This window comes from Bradyrhizobium sp. S3.12.5, from assembly GCF_040548225.1.
Taxonomy (GTDB): Bacteria; Pseudomonadota; Alphaproteobacteria; order Rhizobiales; family Xanthobacteraceae; genus Bradyrhizobium; species Bradyrhizobium cytisi.
The window spans coordinates 115,867-135,604 of sequence record NZ_JBEPRF010000014.1 but is presented as its reverse complement, the minus strand read 5'-3'; the positions used below and the strand labels follow the sequence as shown (position 1 = coordinate 135,604).

Genomic DNA, 19,738 nt, shown 5'->3' with positions numbered 1-19,738 from the left:
GCGCATCACGTAACTCGGGGCCGATCATGGGGCCTCGGCGCGCGATTGGCTATTCCTCAGGGCGAAGGATTATGGATTTTTTGCCGCGGTCAAGCTGTGCGTTCATCGCCCGCAAGCCGGCCGCACGCCGGAGGCGGCACCCGTCAGGTGATATGGAAGATGAAATCGCTGGCCTTGAGTGTCGCGGTCATGCTCTTCAGCAACAGCTGCTCATGCTCGGTGACCGAACTATCGCCCGCGCCGATCTGCTGCTGCCACGCAACCAACGTTTCGCCGTTCTGCTGGGTGATGCTGAGGTTGCCGATGGAGCTGACGCCCGAGAACTGGCGCAGGTCGATCCTGTCCACGCCTTCGATGAAATCGGTGATGGTGTGCGCGTAGTCGGCCACGGGATGCCCCTCGTCGTCATACCCGGCCGAGCCCGGCGTGAAGACGAACTGGTCCTTGCCGCCGCCACCGGACAGCGTGTCGCCGGTCGTCGTCGCGAAGATGACGTCCTTGCCGCTGGTGCCGTTCAGCGTGACGCCATGGCTGGCGTCGCCCTCGTTGAAGATGAAGTTGACGGTGTCGGAGAGACCGGTGGTCTTGTCCGTCACCGTCAGCGTGATCTGGTCGGCGTCCGGCGGCGTTTCGCCGGCACTGTAGGTGACACCGTTCTCGAAGGCCGTATTGATGTCGTCGAGCGTGCCGCAACTCGGTGACAGATCGACACTGCTGCCCGGCGCATGCACGGTGACTGCCGTGACCTTAAACTCGTCCGTCGACGCGCCGGAATCGGAGTCGGTGACCGAGAGATTGGTGATGGTGTCTGTGCCGAGTTCTCGATCATGCGAGACGTAGAAATGGTCGGTGTCGATGACAGGCCCGCCTGCGGGCGCGCCGTCGACCTTGACGGCGACATCGTTGGTGAACGTCTCGGTGTCGCTTAGCGGCCCTGAGAGACCGGTCGCCCGATCGACCACGGTGCCGCTCACATGCAGGCTGAACTCGCCGGCGTAATCGGTTGGCGTCGTCAGGGTCAGCGCGGACGTGCCGAGCGAGGCGATATCCGGCGCACTGACCAGCCAGTGGCCGGCTTCGTCGCCGATTCCGGCCTGCCCGACCGAGAACGTCGTTCCGTCCGGGAAGCCGGACAGGTCGAGCGACATGTGCTCCGACCCGTCGGTATCGATGACGGCGGTGAGGCTCGGAAGAGCGATCGCCGTGCCGTGTTCGCCCTCGAAAGCATTGGAGATCGTGACATTGCTGACGGTCGCGTCGTGCTGGCCGTCGTTGGCCTCACGGTTGGTGATGGTGACGAGATTGCCGGCGGCATAGTCGGTGAAATCGGATGTGTAGGTGCCGACGGTCTGGCCCGTGCTGTGATCGACGATCACCACGGTCTGATGTGAGCCGTCGTCGGTAATGGTCGCGTCGTAGACGGTGCCCTGGCTGAGGCTCGCCGAGAGGTTGACGTTCGCGCCCGTGGCGTTGTTGGTGATAATCAGGCCATTGCCCCAGCCGAACATGAAGGACAGACCGTTGGCCGGTGAGCCGTACGTGCCGGTCGTCCCGTCGGTGCCATCGGTGACCGCGACATAGGGACCGACCCCGTCGTCGAGGCTGAAGCTCAGGCTGGCATGCAGCGGCGTGGCGGCCGTCGGGGTAAAGCCGGAGGTCGTCTCCAGGTAGCCGTGATCGTGCAGGACCACGCCATTGGCGGTCGGCGTGACCGACGCATCGTCGTCGGTGCCGGGCACCGACGGCAGCACGACGTTCCAATGGGAGTTGTCAATGCTGATGCCGGTCAGGCTGTCGGCAAGGTAATTCACCGCCAGCGCCTCGAACGCCGGCGGATCGGCGACCGGTGCGACTTCGGTGTTGAGCGTGGCCGCCGTGGTGGACACGCTGGAGCCAACCGCGGCGATGTCGATCGAAACCGGGCTAAGGCCGCTGCTGCCACCATTATACGTGTCGTCCAGCGCATGCACATCGAGACCGCCAGGCACGCCGCTGTAGTTTGCGGCCGGCACGAAACGGATCAGCGCGTCGGTGGCGAGCACAAGGGCGCTGGTGTCGCTGACGCCGGAGATGTCGATCCACTGATTGCTGCCGGCAACTTCGTATTGCCAGACGCCCTGCGATTCGTCGGCATGGTCGGCGGTAACTGCGACAGCCTTGAGGTTCGCACCGGCATCAGCGTCGTGGAAACCGGTTGTGAAAAGCGCGCCCACGGTGGATCCGGCCGGGGCCACAGCATCCTCGCTGACCGCATCGAGCGTCGCGTTCGAGATCGTCGGCACGTCGTTGGCACCGGTCACGTTCACGGCGAATGTCGCCGTGCTGGTCGTGCCATGCGCGTCCGTGGTCTGGACCGTAAACGTATCGGCATAGGGTCCAGCCGACAGCGCGTTGATCGCGGCCGCGTCGGGGGCGTAGTCGTACGTGCCGTCGGCGTTCACCGTCAGCGAGCCGTAATGGCCCGCCACGGAGCCATGATTGTCGGCGCCGATCGCCGAATAGACCAGCGTCGCCGTTTCACCGTTATCCACATCGGCCCCGGCCAGCGTGCCGGTGAGATCGGAGAAGGTGTCGGTCGCAGCCGTGTCCGTGAGCGCTCCAGCGGTGACGTCGGCCAATGTCGGCGCGTCGTTTGTACCTGTGATGGTGACGGTGACGTCCTGCGAGACGTGCGCGCCGTGATTGTCGGTGAAGGCGACGGTGTAGACTTGAGTGATAGTCTGGCCCTGGGCGAGCGACTGCAGCGTCGGGTCGCTGTCGTCGAGCGAGAAATGCCAACCCAGCGTCGCGCCATTGCTGGCGTCGCTGTTCGATTCGGTCACCGACGGATCGATCGTGAAGCTGCCGATATGCGAGTTGCTGTCAAAGTCCGGCAGCGCCGAGCTGAGGGACGACGACTTGAACACCGCCGCCGCAGTGTGCGTATCGATCAGGTCGATGTCCTGGATCGCAAGCGCGCCGTCGATCGACAGCGTCGCGCTCGCATCCTCGGTCACCGCGCCCTTTGCTGCCGCCTCGCTGCTCGTGATGGTCGGCGCGTCGTTGGCGCCGTTGATCGTGACGGTGACGTCCTGCGAGACGTGCGCGCCATGATCGTCCGTGAAGGTGACGGTATAGACCTCGGTGATCGACTGGCCCTGGGCCAGCGATTGCAGCACGGCGCTATTGTTGTTGAGACTAAAGTGCCAGCCCAGCGTCGCGCTGTTGTCGGTGTCGGTGCTGAACTCGGTCACCGAAGAGTCGATCGTGAAAGTGCCGAGCGAAGTACCGTCGCTGAAGCCGGGCAGATGCGCGCTCGATGTCGACGACTTGAACACGGCCTCCGCTGTGTGTGTGTCGATCAGGTCGAGGTCCTGGATCGCAAGCGTGCCGTCGATCGACAGCGTCGCGCTATCATCCTCGGTCACCGCGCCCTCTGCCGCTGCCTCGCCGCTCGTGATCGTCGGCGCGTCGTTGGCGCCGTTGATCGTGACGGTGACGTCCCGCGAGACGTGCGCGCCATGATCGTCCGTGATGGTGACGGTGTAGACCTCGGTGATCGACTGGCCCTGGGCCAGCGATTGCAGCACTGCGCTATTGTCGTCGAGGCTGAAGTGCCAGCCCAGTGTCGCACTGTTGTCGGTGTCGGTGCTGAACTCGGTCACCGCCGAGTCGATCGTGAAGGTGCCGAGCGAGGTACCGTCGCTGAAGCCAGGCAGATGCGCATCCGATGTCGCCGACTTGAACGCTGCCGTTGCCGTATGGGTATCGATCAGGTCGAGGTCCTGGATCGCCAGTGTCCCGCCAACCAGCAGCGTCAACCCCGTATCTTCGGTCACCGCGCCCTTTGCCGCCGCTGCGCTATTCGTAACGGTCGGAACGTCATTGGTGCCTGTGATCGTGACCGTGACGTCTTTGCTGACCGTCGCACCCTGATTGTCGGTGAAGGTGACGGTGTAGACCTGGGTGATAGTCTGCCCTTCGGCCAGCGACTGCAGCACCGGGTCGTTGTCGGCGAGGCTGAAGTGCCAGCCCAGCGTCGCGCCATTGTTGGTGTCGCTGCTGGACTCGGTGACCGACGGGTCGATCGTGAAGGTGCCGATGTTCGTGGTGCCTTCGGTGAAGCCCGGCAGATGCGCGCTCGATGCCGACGACTTGAACACCGCCGCCGCCGTGTGGGTGTCGATCAGGTCGAGATCCTGGATCGCCAGCGTGCCGCCGGTCGACAGCGTCGGCGTAGCGGCATCCTCGGTGACGCCGCCCGTTGCGTCGGCGTTGCTGCTCGTGATGGTCGGCGTGTCGTTGGTGCCGATGATGGTGACCGTCACGTCCTGACTGACCGTCGCACCGTGATTGTCGGTGAAGGTGACGGTGTAGACTTGGGTGATGGTCTGGCCCTGGGCCAGCGACTGCAGCACCGGGTCGTTGTCCGCGAGGCTGAAGTGCCAGCCCAGCGTCGCGCCATTGTTGGTGTCGGTGCTGGACTCGGTCACCGACGGGTCGATCGTGAAGGTGCCGATGTTCGTGGTGCCTTCGCTGAAGCCGGGCAGATGCGCGCTCGATGCCGACGACTTGAACGCCGCCTGCGCGGTGTGGGTGTCGATCAGGTCCAGGTCCTGGATCGCCAGCGTGCCGCCGGTCGACAGCGTCGGCGTAGCGGCGTCCTCGGTGACCGCACCGGCTGCCGCTGCAGCGTCGCTGGTGATGGTCGGCGTATCATTGGTGCCGGTAATCGTGACCATAACGTCTTTACTGACCGTCGCACCGTGATTGTCGGTGAAGGTGACGGTGTAGACCTGGGTGATGGTCTGCCCTTCGGCCAGCGACTGCAGCACCGGGTCGTTGTCCGCGAGGCTGAAGTGCCAGCCCAGCGTCGCGCCATTGTTGGTGTCGCTGCTGGACTCGGTCACCGACGGGTCGATCGTGAAGGTGCCGATGTTCGTGGCGCCCTCAGTGAAGCCCGGCAGATGCGCGCTCGATGCCGACGACTTGAACACCGCCGCCGCCGTGTGGGTGTCGATCAGGTCGAGATCCTGGATCGCCAGCGTGCCGCCGCTCGACAGCGTCGGCGTAGCGGCGTCCTCGGTGACGCCGCCCGTTGCGTCGGCGTTGCTGCTCGTGATGGTGGGAACGTCGTTGGTGCCAGTGATGGTGACCGTGACGTCCTGGGTGACCGTTCCTCCGTGATGATCGTCGACGGTGACGGTGTAGATCTGGGTAATGGTCTGGCCTTCGGCCAGCGACTGCAGCACCGGATTGCTGTCATCGAGCGTGAAGCTCCACCCCAGGGAGCCGACCGTGCTGACACCGGGGCTCTCGCTCACCGCGGTGAGGGCGAACGCGCCGATCTGCGAGGTGCCGTCGCTGAAACCGGGCAGATGCGCGCTTGACGTCGTGGACTTCAGAACGAAACTCGCGGTGTGCGTGTCGGTGAGGTCGGGATCGTTGAAGGTAATGGTGCCGCCCGCCAATAGCGTAGCCGCCGCATCTTCCTTCACCGCACCGGTCACAGTCGTTAATGCCCCGACGATCGTCGGCACGTCGTTGGTGCCCTCGACGCTGACGTCAGCGCCATTGATGGAGACGGTGATCGGCGTGCTGACGACGCCACCGTGCCCGTCATCGACCTGGATCACGTAATTGAGGACCAACGTCTCGCCGTCTGCGAGGAAATCGAAAAGGTGGTCAGTGACGCTGTAGGTCCAGGTGGCCGAGCCGTTATTGGCATTTCCCGCGCCCTGCACCACGCTGAGCGGAACCTCGACGGCAGCGATCGCGGCTTTCTGCTCAGGCGTCAACGTCGCCGTGACATCGTTGCCATGCGCGTCGAGATATTTGAACGGATGGGCGGACGAGAGCGCCGCGCTCACGATCGGCCGATCTGTCAAATCGACGTCGGTGAAGGTGACGGCGCCCGTGATAGTGTCCAGAGCCTCGTTGCCGGTCCCGACCTTCTCGATGACGGTTCCACCAGACGTCGCGATGGTGGGCTTGTCGTTGGTGCCCGTGATCGAAATGGTGATCGGGATAAACGTGGTTTCAGGGTTGACCGAGAAATTGTTGTCGATGCGCACCATGTAGGTCAGCGTCAACGTCTCGCCGGCGGCCAGGAAGTCGAAGACGTGGTCGGGCATCGTGTAGGTCCAGACCGCGGAACCGTTGTTGTTGTTGGCCCCGTCGGCGACGACGCCGATCTGGATCTGCGTCGCTGCGATGTCCTGCTTCTGCAGTGCGGTGAGAGAGCCGGTGACATCCTGCTGGCCAGCGTTCTCGTAAACGAAGTTCGGCGCTTGAGCGAGATTCACCGAAACCGTCGGCCGGTCGCCGAGATTGAGATCGACGAAAGTAATCCGGCCGGACACCGTGTCAGCACCCACGGTGTCGCCGGTTGTGTCTGCGTGATCGGCGGTCGCGTTCGCGTGCTCTTTCAGCAAGAACGATGACGTGACATTGCCGTTGGCATCGAGACTGCGCGCCTGTGGCGGCCCGGGAAAACGATCGGCCCCCTTGTCCGTCCCGCCTTGCCCAGAGCCGCTACCATTGTTGACCGTGTTGGTGAAGGTCGCGGTCGCTGTCGCACCGGTGTCCGTCTTGATAAATACGATGTTGCCGTTCTGCGTGATGCTGTCGGTGAAGTTCGTGGTCAGCTTGGTGTTGGTGTTGTTGTCCGTGAACTTCAGCGTGAACACGTCCGTGATCAGCTTCTGCACGTCCGGCGACAGCAGCCCGTTGGTGATTGAGACGTTGCCGCCGCTGATCTGGATCATCTGGCCGGCCTGGTTGACCGTCGCGATCGGCAGCAGCGTCAGCTTGTCGAACAGGATGTAGGAACCGGTGGTGCCGTTCGGCTCGACCAGCACCTGGAAGTTCGCCTGCGGCTGCGGATCGCCGCCGCCTGAGGGGACGACGAAATTGATCTCGGTCAGCACGGCCGTGCCACGGATGCCCATGGTGGCGACCGGCGTGTCGATCTTCATGTCGCCGTGCTTGGCGGTCTCGCCGGCGACGAAGGTGATGGTGCCCGCGACCAGGCTGAGCAGCGAGGAATTGTTCGACCCGTTGGGGTCGTAGACCATGTCGTTCAGCACCATCCGCGCGTTGGAGGACAGGCCGAACACGGTGCCGTCGATGAAGGTGACGCCAAGCGTCGAATCCGAACCGGTCGAGACCACGTCGCCCTTCTCGACGTTGTCGCCGTTGTTCAGGATGACCGAGACGCCGTTGCGGATCGCGGTCGCGCTGCCGGTCAGCTTGGTGACGTGGCCGATGACCTCCGCCGCGGCGGCACCGGGCGCGGCCTGCGCATACTGGACGTGACCCGTAAGCGCGTTGACGATGTCGCCGGTGAGATGGGCGCCGTCGGGCGAGGCGATCGCCGCGCGCTTGTCGCCCCTGAAATAATCGTGAACGACGAACTCATGGCCGTCGTGCGACAGCACGAGATCAACACCCGTACGCTTGAACTCGCCGTTGAAGATCAGGTTGGGGTCGGGAATGACGACCGCGCCTTCGGGCACGTGGCCATGCCCCGTGGCGGTAAAGGATTTGGCGGTAAAGGAATCGACGTGATGGGAGGCGGGCGAACGGGAACCCTGGCTATCCAAGGAGAGCGCGCCGTCAAATTTGCCAGCGTAATTCAATCGGGCACCGTAAAAAGGGTTAAAATCTAAGTAAGTATCGAGCGCCTAAGCTTGCATAGCATTACCAAGTCCTTAGCGAAACCATCTATTGCTTGTGTGATTTCGCATCACTTGGCTGCCGACGACTATGCCTACGGCGACATCGATGGATAAGACGAAGTATTTTTTCGAATATTTTGAAGTCGAATCCGGCTTATTGCGCACATTTCCAGTCGTCCAAAGTAACCGGTCGTACAGATCCGGCGCCAGATACTTGTGTCATCTTTTCTTCGTGGTGCCCCGCAACATCCTGCGGCAAATACGGAGTTAAATCTGTGATCCAACTAACAGAGCCCGTGAAATAGCGGGCCGTTAGCCATAGGTGCAGAATCGGGCCACCCACAACTTCTGCCTGCAGTTTAATCGATTTCGCGGTAGCGAGGCTCCTCTTAGCCGGCAAATCGTAAAATTTTACGCAAGTTCGGCAGGCCCGGTTCAGCCTGCCCCTTGGTTTTGGCGTCCCGCCCAAGCGCGTTAAGCAGAACAAAATGGCCCAGCTCGCACTATCTCCGCGAAAGCAACAAGCCCGGCACGTCAAGGTCGAGGGGGACCTGGCGAAGCCCGGATAAGGGGATGTCAGATGGAGACCGCTGCTCGCTCGCGCGCCTGGCGCGCTATCGTTGTTCTGTGCGGATTGATCCTGCTCGGGTCGGCTGCCGACCTTCGTGCCGGCACGTTGCTGTCGCCCGGCGCAGGCGTGCTTGTGCGCAAATCTGCCGAGCCGTTCGGCGTGTTCGCCTTCGCCATTTCCACCGGTGGCCTGCGGCAGAAATGGTTCGCGTTGAAGGAGAAGCTCGACGACGACATGGTGCAGCTCGCGCTGTGCGATGGCGACCGCGACAATTGCGCCTCGCCCGCGGCGCTGAAGCTGCTCTCCATCATCGATCAGGCCCGCACCCGCGACGGCCGCGCGCTGCTCGGCGAGACCAACCGCGCCATCAACCTCGCCATCCGCGCCGAAAACGACGGTGCCGAAGACATCTGGAGCTCGCCGCTCGAGACCTTCCAGCGCGGCGCCGGCGATTGCGAGGATTACGCCATCGCCAAGCTGGCCGCGCTGCGGCTTGCCGGCGTCGCCGCGGAGGACCTCCGCCTCGTTGTGGTGCGCGACACCCGCAACGGTGAAGGCCATGCGGTTGCCTCGGCAAAGCTCGACGGCCACTGGCTGATGCTGGACAACCGCCGCATGGCGATGGTCGAGGATGACGACGCGCGCAACTACCAGCCGCTCTATGTGCTCTACCAATCCGCCGTGCTGAAATATGCCGGCGAACCCGTGCGGGGCGAGAGTCAGCGGGTGTCGATGGTGTCGGCCGAGGCCGACGCGCGCTGATCTTGCTGTAACTCCCCGCCACAAACCCATTTCGCCGCACGATCCGAGACGCTAGCATGGCCTTGGCCAGGCTGGGGGCAATTGGAATGCGGTTGATCGTGCTGAGTGTGCTTGCACGGCTGGCGTTGCCGGCAATGCTGGCATTGCCGGTCGCGCCAGGCTTTGCGCAATCCGGCCCATCCGACCGCTCCGTTGCCGACAGGCTGCCGCTGTTTGCTGGGAATAACTGCCAGCAGATCCGCGACCCCGGCAATCAATTGTTCTGCGGTGATGCCGAACTGTCTGTCGCCGCCGAGAAGCTCAACGCCGCCATCGAGGCGCGGCTCGCCCGCCTGCCCGATCGCCTGCCTGCAATCGAGGAGAATGCGATCTGGATCCGCCAGCGCAATCTCGGTTGCGGCATCGTCGGCCAGACCGCGATCCACGCCGACGATTTCGACCGGGTGAAGGCCTGCCTTCTCAAGGTGACGGAGGAACGGGCCGCGATCGTGCGAGATCCGGATTTCGACTGCCTTGCCGCCAACACCGCGGCCGGCGCGCTGATCTGCGCGGATCCATCGCTGGCGCTCACCGAGACCGAGCTCAACAGCCAGGTGCTTGGCCTGATCGGCAAGCTGGACCCGACCGCGGCGCGCTTTGCCTTCGCCGAATACGGTCGCTGGACGCGAGAGCGCGATCGCAAGTGCAATCTGGTCGGGAAGGAGAACGTGCCACCTCAGGAGCTTGGCTCCGCGGAAGATTGCCTCGCCGACCATCTGAAGCGCAGGACCGACGAGATCGCGGCCGCCAGGGGCGATCCGAAGAAGGTGTTCGGCCGGCAGGTCGCAGCCAGGGAGCCCGACACCGATGCCGTCGATTTCTGCGCCGCGCGCATCCACGCCGCCAATTCGTGCGGCAATTTCCTCCGCATCAACCGCGTCGACGCCATCGACAGCCAGGTGACCGGTCAGGAGGCGCAGGTCACGGGCGAGATCGAGATGGTCGTGCTGGCGCCGTTCACCACCTGTAGCAAGGTCGCCTCGACCTGCACCGGCACCTGCTGGGACGCCAGCACCGGCCGTCCGCAAGCAGGAGCGACCAACAAGGAGCGCTCCGCAGCAGCCTTCAATGTCACGCGACGCCTGAGGATCCAGCGGACCTTTGCCTTCGTGAAAGCTGCCGACGGCTGGCGTTGCCGCGAGGACGAGCTGGCGCCGGTGAACTCGGGCACTGCGGGCGGGGGATCGTAGTTGCTCTTTCCTCTCCCTCTCCCCGCTCTTGGCGGGGAGAGGGCTGGGGTGAGGGGCTGCCTCCGCGATCACGGTGAGAGCTGGACTCGCGGAGAATCCCCCTCACCCGGAATTTGCTCTCGCAAATTCCGGCCTCTCCCCGCAAGCGGGGAGAGGCGAGAGATCAAAACATCAGATTGTCCTTCACCAGCACCCAGCGGCCACCCTTGACCTGCTGCACCTGGGTGATGGTGTTGGCGAGGTGGTCGGTCTTGGAGAATTTGGTCGGCGGTGAGTTGAAGATGTCGAGGAATTTGTCACCGGACTCGAGCGAGTCCAGCATCTTCTGTCCAGTCAGATCCTTGCCGGCCTTGTCGGCATAGAACGCAAACGTCATCACCGCGTTGTAGCCGATGATCGCCTGCGTGTTGGCGTCGGTGTTGAACATCTTCTTGTAGTTGATCAGCCAGTCGTGGACCTTGCCCTTGGCAGTGTCCTCATAGGGAATCTCGAAGCCCGAGGCCGCATAGAGTCCCTCGACCGCCTCCTTGCCCAGCGTCGGGACCTCCAGCACGTTGGTCGGCGTGGCGCCGAGGAAGGTGACGTCCCAGCCGAGCTTCCTGGCTTCACCCATCGCGCCGATGGTCTCGCGGATCACGGTGCCGAGCACGACGAGATCGCAGCCGTCGGACTTCATCTTGGCCACTTGCGCGCTGAAGTCGGACGCGCCGCGCTTGTAGCTCGTGATCGAGGCGGGCTGCATCTTCATCGCGGCAAGCTGCTGGTTGAAGCCGTCGAGCACATTCTTTCCGTACTCGTCGTCCTGATGCATGATGCAGGGCTTCTGAAAACCTTTCCACTCCACCATGTATTTCAGCGCGGCGCGGGTGCTCTCGACGTAAGGCAGCAGGTTATTGAACTTGAGCCGCTCCTGCGGTTTGGCCGGATCGAACTTGAAGGTGAACTCGGCAGCCGTCAGCGGAAACAGCTGGGGCACGCCGGCGTCGAACAGGATGTCCTGCGCGGCGAGCACCGTCGGCGAGCCCATCGGACCGATCATCGCGAAGATCTTGTCGCGCTCGACCATTTTCTGCGAGGCGAGCACCGCCTTCTTCGGATCGTAGCCATTGTCTTCAAGGATCATCTTGATCTTGCGCCCCTGGATGCCGCCGGCCGCATTGATCTCCTCGACCGCCATCTTCATGCCGTTGGAGACCGGCACGCCCCAGACCTTGATCGGGCCCGACAAATCCTGATGAGTGCCGATGACGATCTCGCCCGCCGAGATGCCCTCATTGGTGACCTTGGTTTGCGCTAGGGACGGCTGACAGGTGAGCGCGAGCGCGCCCACAGCAAGGCCGAACGCCTTCAACGATTTCGACATTGACGTCTCCTCTCCTTGGGCCCGTATGATGCGAAGGGCGGGGCCATCATTCCTTCGCTGATTTTCTTTGCGCACTAAGCCACCGCGCGCGCGAGATACATTGCGTCGATCTCTGCGGCGTAGCGCTCGTTCACGAAATTGCGTTTCAGCTTCATGGTTGGCGTCAGCTCCTCGTCCTCCGGGGTGAGCTGGCGTTCGATCAGGTGGAATTTCTTGATGGTCTCGGCGCGCGCGACGTTCGCGTTGACGCCTTCAATCTCGTGCCAGATCAGGTTCTGGATCTCGCTGGCCCGGCACAGGCTGGCGTAATTGGTGAAAGGGATGTCGTGATCCTGGGCGAATTTCTCGACATTCTCCTGGTCGATCATCACAAGGCAGGTGAGATAGGGCCGCTTGTCGCCGATCACGACGGCGTCGGAGATGTAGGGCGAGAATTTGAGCTGGTTCTCGATCTCCGACGGCGTGATGTTCTTGCCGCCGGAGGTGATGATGATGTCCTTCATCCGGTCGGTGATGCGGACGAAGCCCTCATTGTCGATCGTGCCGACGTCGCCCGTGTGCAGCCAGCCGCGGTGGTCGATGGTCTCGGCCGTCTTCCCGGGCTGGTTCAGATAGCCCATGAACAGGAAGTCGCCTTTGATCAGGATCTCGCCGTCGGGCGACAGCGCGACCTCGCCCCAAGGCACCGCCGTGCCGACCGAGCCGAGCTTGATGCGCGACCCCGGCATCATGGTCGCAACCCCGCAATTCTCGGTCTGGCCGTAGACCTCGTGGATGTCGATGCCGAGCGCGAGATACCAGCGGATCAGATCCGGCGCGATCGGCGCCGCGCCGGTGAAGGCGATACGGCAACGGTCGAGCCCGATCATGCGGCGGATGTTGCGAAAGGCGAGCTGGTAAGCGACGAGGTTGGCGAGATGCAGCACCAGCGACGGCGCCTTGCCCTCGATCCGGCAATCGACCATGCGATAGCCGATCCCGATGGCGCGGCGATAGACCCATTGCTGGAGCGGCGTCGCGTCCTTCAGCGCGATGGTGATGACCGAATAGAATTTCTCCCAGATGCGCGGCACGGCGAGGAACACGGTCGGCTGCACCTCGCGCAGATTGTCCGGCACGGTCTCCGGACTCTCGGCAAAGTTCATCACCGAGCCGAGCGCGACCGAGATGTAATAGCCGCCGATGCGCTCGGCGACGTGGCAGAGCGGCAGGAAGATCAGCCGATCCTCGTCCTCGCGCGCCGGAATGAAGTCGTTGGCATGCCGCATCTGGTGCGTGACGCTGCGGTTGGCATGCATGGCGCCCTTGGGCGGGCCTGTCGTGCCGGACGTATAGACGAGGATGGCCAAATCGCCGGCGCTGCGGCAATTGATCATCTCCTGCCACAGCGCCTCGCGGCCGACCATGTGGTTGCGGCCGAGCGCGCGAAACTCGTCGAGCGACATCACCATGTCGTCGGAGAAGCCGCTGAGGCCCTCCATGTCGAACACGACGATCCGTTGCAGGCTGGGGCAGCGTGCGCGGCAGCCGAGGATCTTGTCGAGCTGCTCCTCGTCCTCGGCGAAGATCACCCGCGTCGCGGAATCGTTGAGGAGATATTCGACCTGGGCCGACGCGTCGGTCGGATAGATGCCGGAGGAGACACCGCCGGCGCACAGGATTCCCATGTCGGCATGGACCCATTCGGGCACGGCGTTGGCGACGATGGAGCCGACGTCGCCGGGCCTGAAGCCGATCGCGTGAAGGCCGTAGGCGATCTCCTTGGAGATCTGCAGCCATTCGCGCCAGCTCGTCGGCTGCCAGATGCCGAATGTCTTCTCACGGATCGCGGGCCTGTCGCCGCGCACCTCTGCTGCGCGCAGGAAACTTCTCGCGATCGTATCAGCGACCGTCAGCACCGCCGGTCGGGCCATGCGCGTCTCCTCGGTTGTCGCCTTAACGCAAACGCTTCATCGCCAAGTATCATCGCCAGGTCTTCTTCTTTTTCCAGCGCCGCTCGCCTCGTGCGCCGGCTTCCTTGGCGCCAAGGTAGAATTCCTGGATGTCCTGGGAATGCATCAAGCGGTCGCAACTGTCGTTCATCACGACGCGCCCGATCTCCAGCACGTAACCATAGTGCGCCGTCTCCAGCGCCACGCGCGCATTCTGCTCGACCAGCAGGATCGACATGCCCTGCTCCTCGTTGACGCGGCGGATGATGGTGAAGATCTCCCTCACCAGGATCGGCGACAGGCCGAGCGACGGCTCGTCGAGCAGCAACAGCGTCGGCCGGTTCATCAGCGCGCGGCCGATCGCGAGCATCTGCTGCTCGCCGCCCGAGAGCTGGCCGGCCGGCTGGTTGATGCGCTCCTTAAGCCGTGGGAAGTATCCGTAGACCCGCTCGAGGTCCTCGGCGACGCCGTCGCTATCCCGGCGCGGATAGGCGCCCATCATCAAATTCTCGCGCACCGAGAGGAACGGGAACACCTCGCGCCCTTCCGGCACATGACTGAGGCCGAGGCGAACGATGCGATCGGCCTCCATGCGCTGGATTGGCTTGCCCATAAACTCGATCGAGCCCTTTTGCGGATCGAGAATGCCCGAGATGGTCTTCAGCACCGTGGTCTTGCCGGCACCGTTGGCGCCCAGCAGCGTGACGATGCGTCCGCGCGGCACTTCGAGCGAGATGCCGCGGATCGCCATGATCGGCCCGTAATAGCTCTCGATGTTGGAGAGCTTCAGGATGATGTCGGGTGCCGGGGTCGCATCCATGTATCAGGCTCCCAGATACGCGGCGACGACATCGGGGTGCTGCTGAACTTCAATGGGCGAGCCCATCGCAAGCACGCGGCCGTAGTTCAGCGCGATGACGCGGTCCGAGACGCGGTTGACCAGCGACATGTCGTGCTCGACCATCAGCACGGTCACGCCGAGCTCGCTTTTCATGTCGCGGATCCAGAACGACATGTCGTCGGTCTCCTCGACGTTGAGGCCGGAGGACGGCTCGTCGAGCAGGATCAGCTTCGGCTCCGAGCAGAGCGCGCGCGCGAGCTCGATCACCTTGCGCACGCCGTAGGGCAGGCCCGAGATCAATTTGTCACGGTACGGCTCGAGATCGAGGAACTCGATGACCTGCTCGACCCGGCGGCGGTGTACCTTCTCGTTGGCACGCACGCTCGGCAGGAACAGCAATTCCTGCCAGAGCTGCGTGGTGGAATGGCGGTGGCGCCCGACCAGAAGGTTGGACAGCACCGTCGCATTCTCGAACAGCTCGATGTTCTGGAAGGTGCGCGCGATGCCGAGTCTTGCGATATCGTAAGGCGGCTCTTCCGTGATGTCGTGGTCCTCGAAGAAGATGCGGCCCGAGGTCGGCCGGTAGATGCGCGAGATCAGATTGAAGATCGAGCTCTTGCCCGCACCGTTTGGTCCGATGATCGAGAGGATCTCGCCCTTCTCGACCGCGAACGAGACCGCATCGACGGCCTTGAGGCCTCCGAAATGCAGCGACAGGTTCTCGGCGCGGAAATGGCTCATCGGTTGCGCTCCGACTTCACGTAAATCTTCTGCCGCTTGAAGGTGGCGCGCTTGTAGAGCGGGAACAGCTGGAAAAAGAGCTTGATCTTGAGCCAGCGGCCGTAGATGCCGAGCGGCTCGAACAGTACGAACAGCATGATGATGATGCCGTAGATTGCGCCCTTCAGCCCGTTCAGCGAGGCAAAGGCCGCGACCTTGGACTGGACATTCGCCACGGTCGCCGTGCCCGCGCCGAACATCGCGGCGATACCGGCGATGATGCCGGGCATGTCGTCCTTGAGGTAGGTCAGGAACGGATCGAGCATCACGATGAAGATCGCGCCCAGCACGGCGCCGTGCAGGCTGAAGGTACCTCCGATCAGGATCACGATGATGAACTCGATCGAGAGCTGCAGCGTGAACATCTCCGGCGAGATGAAGGAGAGCTTGTGCGCGAACAGCACCCCGGCAAAGCCGGTAATCGCCGCCGAGATAGCAAAGGATTTGACTTTGTAGAGCGCGACGTTGACGCCCATGCTGCGCGCCGCGGTCTCTGAGTCCCGGATCGCGACGAAGGCGCGCCCCGTCGGCGAGCGCAGCAGATTGAGCGTGCCGACGATGGTCAGCACCAGCACCGCGAGGCAGAGGAAATAGAAGGTCGGACTGTCGCGCGAGACCGTCGCGCCGAGCAGCGACAGCGCCTTGACCCGCATGCCCTCATTGCCGTTGGTGACGCTCTCCCAGCGCGCCAGAATCTCCTCGACGATGAAAGCGAAGGAGATCGTGGCGATGACGAGATAGATGCCCTGCAGTCGCAGCGCCGGAAAGCCGACCAGCGCGCCGATACAGCCGGTCAGGACGCCTGCGGCGAGGAAGTAGACCGGAAACGGCACATTATATTTCTGCAGGTAAGCGGCCGTGTAGGCGCCGATCGCGAGGAACGCTGCATGCCCGAGCGAGGCCTGCCCGGTAAAGCCGGTCAGGATCATCAGCGCCACGCCGACGGTCGCATAGATGCAGACGAACACGAGCTGGCTCATCAGATAGCTGGAGAGCACGTAAGGCGCGATCAGCAGCACGGCGAGCAAGAGGCCATAGGAGACCACGTAGCCGGAATGCGGGAAGAGCTTGATGTCGTCCTCATAGTCGGTCTTGAACAGGAAGCGCATGCGCTCAGACCTTCTTGCGGGCGTGAAGGCCGAACAGGCCTTCGGGCTTCAGCAGCAGCACGGCCAGCAGCACGATGTAGGGCGCGACGTCCTTCCAGCCCTCCGCCAGATAGAAGCCGGCCATGCTCTCGATCACGCCGATCAGCACGCCGCCGACGACGGCGCCGGGGATCGAGCCGAAGCCGCCGAGCACCGCGGCCGGAAACGCCTTCAGCCCGAGCACGAGGCCGACATTGGAGTGGATGAAGGTGATCGGCGCCAGCAGCACGCCGGCGCAGGTCGCCACCGCCGCGCTGATGGCCCAGACGATCGAGACCACGCGCTTGACCGGAATGCCCATGTAGTAAGCCGCCAGCATATTCTCGGAGCTGGCGCGCATCGCGGTGCCGAGCGTGGTCTTGTTGAAGAACAGCCAGAGCAGCGTGCAGAGAATGACGGTCGCCGCGATCACCGAGAGCTTGTCATGGGCGAGCACCAGCGAGCCGATACGCAGTACGCCCTGGCTGAACGGCGTCTCGATCTTGAAATCGTCGGTGCCCCAGATCATCCCGGCGACCGAGCGCAGGAAGTAGCCAAGGCCGATGGTAGCCATGATGATGGAGAATTGCGGATAGCCGAGGATCGGCCGCACCACGATCCGCTCCGCCAGCATGCCGAACAGCGCCATTGCGGCCACCGCACCGGCGAAGCCGATCCAGTAGTTCAGGCCCATCATGCCGATGAAGGTGAAGGCGAAGAAGCCGCCCAGCATCATCAGATCGCCCTGGGCGAAATTGACGACCTCGGTGGCCTTGTAGACGAGCACGAACCCGAGTGCGATCAGGCCGTAGACACAGCCGAGCGCAACACCGCTGACCAGCTGCTGAACGAAATCCAGCATCGCCGCGTCCTCCCGATGCAACCAGCGGTTCTTGACGACCGCCTTGCCGCATCTTGTGTCCAGCGGCTGCGCAATCGTTTCACTGCGTCAGCCGCCATTTGTCCCGGCGCCAATTCAGCCTGAACCGCCAAGCCCTGTCAACAAACGGTGACTTGCCTTTAGTCCAAGCCTTGGTCCAAGGCGGATGCCGGATTTTGCGGCAGCGCGATTCACCGTGCCGAAACATCTTCGGGTCATGGTCGCGACCGATGCAAAACCGGATGGTGTGGCCGTCATGAAGCCGGACAGCTCGGCACTCGAAGTCCTGGGGTTAACGAAGCGTTTTGACCGTTTGGCGGTCGATAGCCTCGATCTCACCATCCATGCCGGCGAATTCTATGCGCTGGTCGGCCCCAACGGCGCCGGCAAGACCACCACTTTACGCATGGTTGCAGGCCTGCTGCGGCCCGATGACGGCGGCGTTTCGATCTTCGGCATCGATGCGCTTCAAAATCCCGTCGCGGCCAAGCAGGTGATGGCCTGGGTCTCCGACGAGCCCATGATCTATGACAAGCTCACCCCCCTCGAATATCTCGAATTCGTCGCCGGCCTCTGGGGCATCGCGCCGTCCGTTTCGAAACCGGTCGCCGAGGAGCTCCTGAGCTCGCTCGGGCTCGAACCGCACCGGCACGAACGCTGCGAAGGTTTCTCCAAGGGCATGCGCCAGAAGGTGGCGCTTGCCGGTGCGCTGGTGCACGATCCCCGCCTCATCATTCTCGACGAGCCGCTGACCGGGCTGGATGCCGTCTCCGCCCGCCATGTGAAGGGCCTGTTGAGCGAGCGCGTCCGTGCCGGCTGCACCATCATCATGACCACGCATATTCTGGAGGTCGCCGAGCGCATGGCCGACCGTATCGGCGTGATCGCGGCGGGCCGCTTGGTCGCCGAGGGCACGCTCACCGAATTGCGCCAGCAGAACGGCCATGCCGACACCAGCCTCGAAGATCTCTTCATCGCACTGGTGACGCTGCAGGAAGCCGCATGAGCTCGGCGACCGCTCTTTCGTGGTTTGCCCGTCACGAGCTTCGGCTCGCCTGGCGCGAATGGTTCGCCATGATGACGGGTGGCCGGCGCAGGCGCGCCCGTGCCGCCGTGATCGGCCTGCTGTTCTTCGCCGCACTGCTGCACGTGCCAGCCTGGGCCGTGATCGGCCGCTTCGCCAATTTGCAACTGCCGCTCGACAAATCCTCGCTGATCGTGATCTCGGCCACGATCTTTCTGGCCTGGACCTTGATGCTGTCGCAAGCGATCGAATCGGTGACGCGGGTATTTTACGCCCGCGCCGATCTCGATCTCATCATGTCCTCGCCGGCAACACTGGCCAATCTGTTCTCGGTGCGGATCGCCGCAATCGCGCTCACCGTCACCGTGATGGCGCTGTTGTTCTCGACGCCCTTCATCGACGTGCTGGTGATCGGCGGCGGGCCGCGCTGGTTTGCCGCCTTCGGCGTGGTCGTCGCGATGGGCCTGTCGTCGGCGGCGGTCGCGATCGCCGTCACCATCCTCTTGTTTCGCCTGATCGGCCCGGCGCGCACGCGCTTCGTGGCCCAGATCCTGGCCGCGATCATCGGCGCCGGCTTCGTCATCGCGCTGCAGGTCGCGGCGATCATCTCCTACGGCACGCTGTCGCGCTTCACCATCCTGACGTCGGGCACGCTCGCCGCCCACGCGCCCGACATCGACAGCATCTGGTGGTGGCCGGCGCGGGCGACCATGGGCGACGGCGAGGCGCTGCTGCTGCTCCTCGCGCTCGGGCTGGTGCTGCTCGGAAGTGTGATGGCGATGTTCTCGGGCCGCTTCGCCGACACCGCGATCGACGCTGCCGCCTACGGCACATCCAGCCGCAAGGGCGCAAAGGAGCGTCCGTTCCGCGGCGGATCCCGCCAGCAGGCGTTGCGACGGAAGGAGTTCGTGCTGCTCTGGCGCGATCCCTGGCTTATCTCGCAGACCCTGATGCAGCTGCTCTATCTGGTGCCGCCGGCGCTGCTGCTCTGGCGCAGCTTTGCCGACAGCTCTGCGGCGTTGACGCTGATCTCGCCCGTCATGGTCATGGCCGCGGGTCAGCTCGCCGGCGGGCTCGCCTGGCTGACGATCTCCGGCGAGGACGCGCCCGATCTGGTCGCGACCGCGCCGCTGACGCCCACAAGCGTCATCCGCGCCAAGATCGAGGTGGTGCTGATCGCGATCGCCGCCATCTTCAGCCCGCTGGTGGCGGCGCTGATTTTTGCCTCGCCGTTCCAGGCTGCGGTTACGGCCGCCACGATCGTCATCAGCGCGGCCTCCGCCACCGCGATCCAGCTCTGGTTCCGGGTCCAGGCGCGGCGCACCCAGTTCCGCCGGCGCCAGACGTCGTCGCGGCTTGCGACCTTCGCCGAAGCCTTCTCCTCGATCGGCTGGGCCGCCACCGCCGCGCTGCTGCTCACGCTGCCAATCGCCGGCATCATCAGCGGCCTGATCACCGCGGGCCTGGTGGCGATGACCTGGAAGTTCAGCCCAAGGCGGGAGTGAGGGTGCGACACTGACGCGCTGTTGATCGCAGTCCATTGGCCACGCACTGTATTGCGCGCTAGACTTT

General features: G+C 63.7%; 11 protein-coding genes. 4 read left to right on the top strand and 7 right to left on the bottom strand.

The features are described 5' to 3' along the window. Positions 1-143: 143 nt before the first annotated feature. The gene (locus ABIC09_RS21905; RefSeq protein WP_502917689.1) at positions 144-7,619 is read right to left on the bottom strand and encodes a VCBS domain-containing protein; all 7,476 of its coding nucleotides are present in this window, start codon (positions 7,617-7,619) and stop codon (positions 144-146) included. 619 nt (positions 7,620-8,238) lie between these two features. Here ABIC09_RS21905 and ABIC09_RS21900 point away from each other — a divergent pair. After that, positions 8,239-8,991 carry a transglutaminase-like cysteine peptidase gene (locus ABIC09_RS21900; RefSeq protein WP_354110514.1) on the top strand — a complete coding sequence of 251 codons (753 nt, stop codon included), beginning with the start codon at positions 8,239-8,241 and terminating at the stop codon, positions 8,989-8,991. 86 nt (positions 8,992-9,077) lie between these two features. After that, a complete protein-coding gene (locus ABIC09_RS21895; RefSeq protein ID WP_148755926.1) occupies positions 9,078-10,220 on the top strand; it encodes a lysozyme inhibitor LprI family protein in 1,143 nt (380 codons plus the stop codon). Positions 10,221-10,383: 163 nt separating this feature from the next. On the opposite strand, the gene ABIC09_RS21890 is transcribed toward ABIC09_RS21895, so the two are convergent. The 6 genes from ABIC09_RS21890 to ABIC09_RS21865 form a co-directional block, all read right to left on the bottom strand. Next, entirely contained in the window at positions 10,384-11,583 is a 1,200-nt protein-coding gene (locus tag ABIC09_RS21890; RefSeq protein ID WP_148755911.1) for an ABC transporter substrate-binding protein, read from the bottom strand. A gap of 74 nt (positions 11,584-11,657) precedes the next feature. After that, positions 11,658-13,496: an AMP-dependent synthetase/ligase gene (locus ABIC09_RS21885; protein WP_354110513.1), complete on the bottom strand. Its 1,839-nt coding sequence runs from the start codon at positions 13,494-13,496 to the stop codon at positions 11,658-11,660. A gap of 49 nt (positions 13,497-13,545) precedes the next feature. Beyond that, complete coding sequence (locus tag ABIC09_RS21880; RefSeq protein ID WP_148755913.1) at positions 13,546-14,334, bottom strand: ABC transporter ATP-binding protein; 789 nt, start codon at positions 14,332-14,334, stop codon at positions 13,546-13,548. Positions 14,335-14,337: 3 nt separating this feature from the next. Beyond that, positions 14,338-15,096 (bottom strand): ABC transporter ATP-binding protein, encoded by a 759-nt coding sequence (locus ABIC09_RS21875; protein WP_354110512.1) that lies wholly within the window; start codon positions 15,094-15,096, stop codon positions 14,338-14,340. Beyond that, a complete protein-coding gene (locus ABIC09_RS21870) occupies positions 15,093-16,244 on the bottom strand; it encodes a branched-chain amino acid ABC transporter permease (RefSeq protein ID WP_354031607.1) in 1,152 nt (383 codons plus the stop codon). Before ABIC09_RS21870 ends, ABIC09_RS21875 begins: the two co-directional genes overlap by 4 nt. A gap of 4 nt (positions 16,245-16,248) precedes the next feature. After that, positions 16,249-17,124, bottom strand: a complete 876-nt coding sequence (locus ABIC09_RS21865; RefSeq protein ID WP_354110511.1) for a branched-chain amino acid ABC transporter permease — start codon at positions 17,122-17,124, stop codon at positions 16,249-16,251. A gap of 274 nt (positions 17,125-17,398) precedes the next feature. Here ABIC09_RS21865 and ABIC09_RS21860 point away from each other — a divergent pair, with 274 nt between their 5' ends. Together ABIC09_RS21860 and ABIC09_RS21855 are read left to right on the top strand one after the other, a co-directional pair. Continuing rightward, a complete protein-coding gene (locus ABIC09_RS21860) occupies positions 17,399-18,148 on the top strand; it encodes an ABC transporter ATP-binding protein (protein ID WP_354110578.1) in 750 nt (249 codons plus the stop codon). Continuing rightward, complete coding sequence (locus ABIC09_RS21855) at positions 18,145-19,671, top strand: permease (protein ID WP_354110510.1); 1,527 nt, start codon at positions 18,145-18,147, stop codon at positions 19,669-19,671. Before ABIC09_RS21860 ends, ABIC09_RS21855 begins: the two co-directional genes overlap by 4 nt. The last annotated feature ends 67 nt before the right edge of the window (positions 19,672-19,738 follow it).

Excerpts from the sequence above, each read along its gene's own strand:
- ABIC09_RS21900 (WP_354110514.1), top strand. The coding sequence starts at position 8,239 with ATGGAGACCGCTGCTCGCTCGCGCGCCTGGCGCGCTATCGTTGTTCTG.
- ABIC09_RS21895 (WP_148755926.1), top strand. The coding sequence starts at position 9,078 with ATGCGGTTGATCGTGCTGAGTGTGCTTGCACGGCTGGCGTTGCCGGCA.
- ABIC09_RS21890 (WP_148755911.1), bottom strand. The coding sequence starts at position 11,583 with ATGTCGAAATCGTTGAAGGCGTTCGGCCTTGCTGTGGGCGCGCTCGCG.
- ABIC09_RS21885 (WP_354110513.1), bottom strand. The coding sequence starts at position 13,496 with ATGGCCCGACCGGCGGTGCTGACGGTCGCTGATACGATCGCGAGAAGT.
- ABIC09_RS21880 (WP_148755913.1), bottom strand. The coding sequence starts at position 14,334 with ATGGATGCGACCCCGGCACCCGACATCATCCTGAAGCTCTCCAACATC.
- ABIC09_RS21875 (WP_354110512.1), bottom strand. The coding sequence starts at position 15,096 with ATGAGCCATTTCCGCGCCGAGAACCTGTCGCTGCATTTCGGAGGCCTC.
- ABIC09_RS21870 (WP_354031607.1), bottom strand. The coding sequence starts at position 16,244 with ATGCGCTTCCTGTTCAAGACCGACTATGAGGACGACATCAAGCTCTTC.
- ABIC09_RS21865 (WP_354110511.1), bottom strand. The coding sequence starts at position 17,124 with ATGCTGGATTTCGTTCAGCAGCTGGTCAGCGGTGTTGCGCTCGGCTGT.
- ABIC09_RS21860 (WP_354110578.1), top strand. The coding sequence starts at position 17,399 with ATGAAGCCGGACAGCTCGGCACTCGAAGTCCTGGGGTTAACGAAGCGT.
- ABIC09_RS21855 (WP_354110510.1), top strand. The coding sequence starts at position 18,145 with ATGAGCTCGGCGACCGCTCTTTCGTGGTTTGCCCGTCACGAGCTTCGG.